2 protein-coding genes are annotated in these 2894 nt (G+C 62.9%); one reads left to right on the top strand and one right to left on the bottom strand.

All coding sequences use genetic code 11. The annotated features are described in order from the left end of the window. Positions 1–1059, top strand: a 1059-nt coding sequence (gene rlmN / locus NW809_RS11705; RefSeq protein ID WP_414402209.1) for a 23S rRNA (adenine(2503)-C(2))-methyltransferase RlmN, incomplete at its 5' end; no start/stop codon positions are given. On the opposite strand, the gene NW809_RS11700 is transcribed toward rlmN, so the two are convergent. Beyond that, positions 1056–2894: ATP-binding protein (locus NW809_RS11700; RefSeq protein WP_414402208.1), on the bottom strand; the 1839-nt coding region annotated here is incomplete at its 5' end. The genes rlmN and NW809_RS11700 overlap by 4 nt on opposite strands.

Genomic DNA, 2894 nt, shown 5'->3' with positions numbered 1-2894 from the left:
CCCCTTCCCCTGCTTGGGCAATCCCTAGCCGCCTTGAAAGACTGGGCAGTTGCCCAGGGGCAGCCGGCCTACCGCGGGCAACAACTGCACACCTGGCTCTACCACAAAGGGATCCGCTCCCTGCAGGAGGTGACGGTCTTTCCCAAGGCCTGGCGCGAGGCGCTGCAAGAGTATCCCGTGGGGCGCTCCCAGGTGGTGCAGCGGATAGAATCCCGCGATGGCACGGTCAAGTTTTTGCTGCAGTTGGCGGATGGGGAGTTGATCGAGACGGTGGGGATCCCGACCGCCAAACGGCTGACCGTCTGCGTCTCCTCCCAGGTGGGCTGCCCCATGGCCTGCGACTTCTGCGCCACCGGCAAGATGGGCTACCGGCGCAACCTCAAGCTGCACGAAATCCTGGATCAGGTGTTAACGGTGCAGGAAGACTTTGGCCGCCGCGTCAGCCACGTGGTTTTCATGGGCATGGGGGAGCCCCTGCTCAACCGCGACACCGTGGTGCAGGCCATCCGCAGCCTCAATCAGGATATTGGCATTGGCCAGCGGCACATCACCCTCTCGACGGTGGGCGTGCCTCGGCAGATCCCCTGGCTGGCCCAGCAAAAGCTGCAGATTACCTTGGCCGTCAGCCTGCATGCCCCCAACCAGGAGCTGCGGCAGCAGTTGATCCCTTCCGCAGCCCACTATCCCCTGGACGCCCTTATTCAAGATTGCCGCGACTACATGCTCTGCAGCGGGCGGCGGATTAGCTTTGAGTATACGCTGCTGGCCGGGATCAACGACCTGCCCATCCATGCCCGTCAGTTGGCCCACCTGCTGCGCCAGGCCAGCCAGTCGGGGGCACGCCTACACGTCAACCTGATCCCGTACAACCCCATCGCCGAGGCCGACTATCAGCGCCCTCACCCAGCGCGGGTGGCGGAGTTCGTCCGCCTGCTAGAGGAACACCACGTCCAGGCCAGCGTGCGCCAGACCCGTGGCCTAGATGGCAACGCTGCTTGCGGTCAGCTGCGGGGATCCTTTTTGCGCGCTTCCCCTGAGCCGGCCCCTGGCCGTTCCTAGGCGCTGCCGGCTCTAGAGAGGTCTTTTGCCGCCGCCGGAGCGGGATCTGGGCTTTGGGGGAGCCAAACGCGGAAATGGGTCCATCCTTCCAGGCTGCTGACGGAGATCCGGCCCCCCATGTGCTCCACCAGTTGCTTGACCAGGGACAGCCCCAGGCCGGTGCCGCCGTGCTTCCAGCGATCCGACTGCGGGATGCGGTAGAACTTCTCAAAAATGCGGGGCAGCTCCGCCTCTGGGATCTCGCTGCTGTTGCTGCAGACGAAGAGGATCCCTTCTCCTTCCTGGGCCACCCGCAGGTGGATGGATCCCTCGGGGGCGGTGTACTTGATGGCATTGTGCAGCAGCTCGCGCAAAATGCGGCCCAGAGCCGTGGGATCCGCCTCAAGGGGTGGGATCCCCTCTTCTAGGCGCAGTTGCAAGTTCTGCTTTTTGCCCTGGGCTAGAGGCTGGGCTGCCGCCACCAGATCCCGCAAATAGTGCGGCAGGAAGATCTCTTCCGGCTGGAGCAGATACTTCTCGGCTGCCAGTCGCTGCATGTCCAGCAGGTCGTTGATGAGATCAATTTGTCGGTTGCATTCTTTGAGAGCGATGGCAAAATAGTGCTGCTGTTTCTTAGGGTTATCGCAGGCTATTTGCAGCATCTGCAGGGCCATGCGCACATTGGCCATGGGGGTGCGTAGCTCGTGGGAGACGGTGCTCAAAAAATCGTCCTTGAGCAGGTTGAGCCGCTCCAATTCCTTCACCTGGGCCTGGGCCGCCTCATACAGACGGGCCTGCCGCAGGGCCAGAGCACACAAGTTGGCCACCTGGTAGGCCAGTTGCCTTTCGGCTTCCGAAAACTCCTGCTGTCGCTCCACCAGCAACACCCCCAGCCGCTCTTGCTTGTCCCAAAGGGAGCAGGCCAAAAGCTGCACCCAGTGCCCCCCTTTTTCCTTTTGACAACAGCAGTGGACTTCCCAGGGCTGCTCGAGAAAAGCATGGGAGTGCAGCAGGTGCACCAGCTCAGGGTCGTTGAGATAGACGGGATCCGCCTCCTCCGGAAACGAGCAAGCCGGGATCCAGCCTGACCCCCCGGCGCCGGTCAAGAGAATGTGGCAGCCGCTTAGGTGGAGGGCTTCGGCCAGGCTCTTGACCACCTCTTCCAGGATCTCCCCCTCGTTGAGGCTGGCCACCATCTGGCCGCTGAGGGAGCGCAGCACTGCCTCAAAGCGCAAAGCCTGCTCCAACTGGGCGGTGCGCAGCGCCACCTGGGCTTCTAGCTCGCGGTTAAGGGCTTCTAGCTGCTGTTGGGCCCGCTTTTTCTCGGTGATCTCCCGCCCCACCGACAGGATCTCCACCAGTTGGCCTTGGCTGTCGAAAATGCCCCGATCTACCCAGCTTACCCAGCGGGATTGTCCGTCTTCGCCAGGGTACTCCCGCTCGCTGCGGTGGAAGGGGTGCTCAGGCGTGAGGACGGCCAGCGCCTGCAGTACCGCCTCCCGTTCTTCTGGCGGCAGAGAATCCCTCCAGCGCCTGCCTATCGTTTCTTCTGCTGAGCGGCCAAAGAAGCGCAGGTAGGCCGGGTTGGCATAGGTTATGGAAGTATCGGGCCGAAAGCGGCAGATCAGCTCCGTCTGCTGCTCCACCACAGCGCAGTACTGCTGCTGCTGTTGCCAGAGGCGATCCAACAGCGCCTGTTGGCTGGCCGCCGCCTGTTGCCAAGCCTTGGCCAGGGTCTGCACCTCCCAGATGGGGCCGGGATCCATAGAGGCCAAGGCTGGGATCCCACTGTGCACAAATTGCTCGGCTATTTGGGTAAGGCGGCGCAGCGGGCGAGAGAGGGCTTTGTCCAGGAG

Source organism: Synechococcus sp. WC101 (assembly GCF_047461555.1).
Classification (GTDB): domain Bacteria; phylum Cyanobacteriota; class Cyanobacteriia; order Thermostichales; family Thermostichaceae; genus Thermostichus.
The sequence above is the reverse complement of the archived record's forward strand: the minus strand, read 5'-3'. Positions and strand labels throughout refer to the sequence as shown.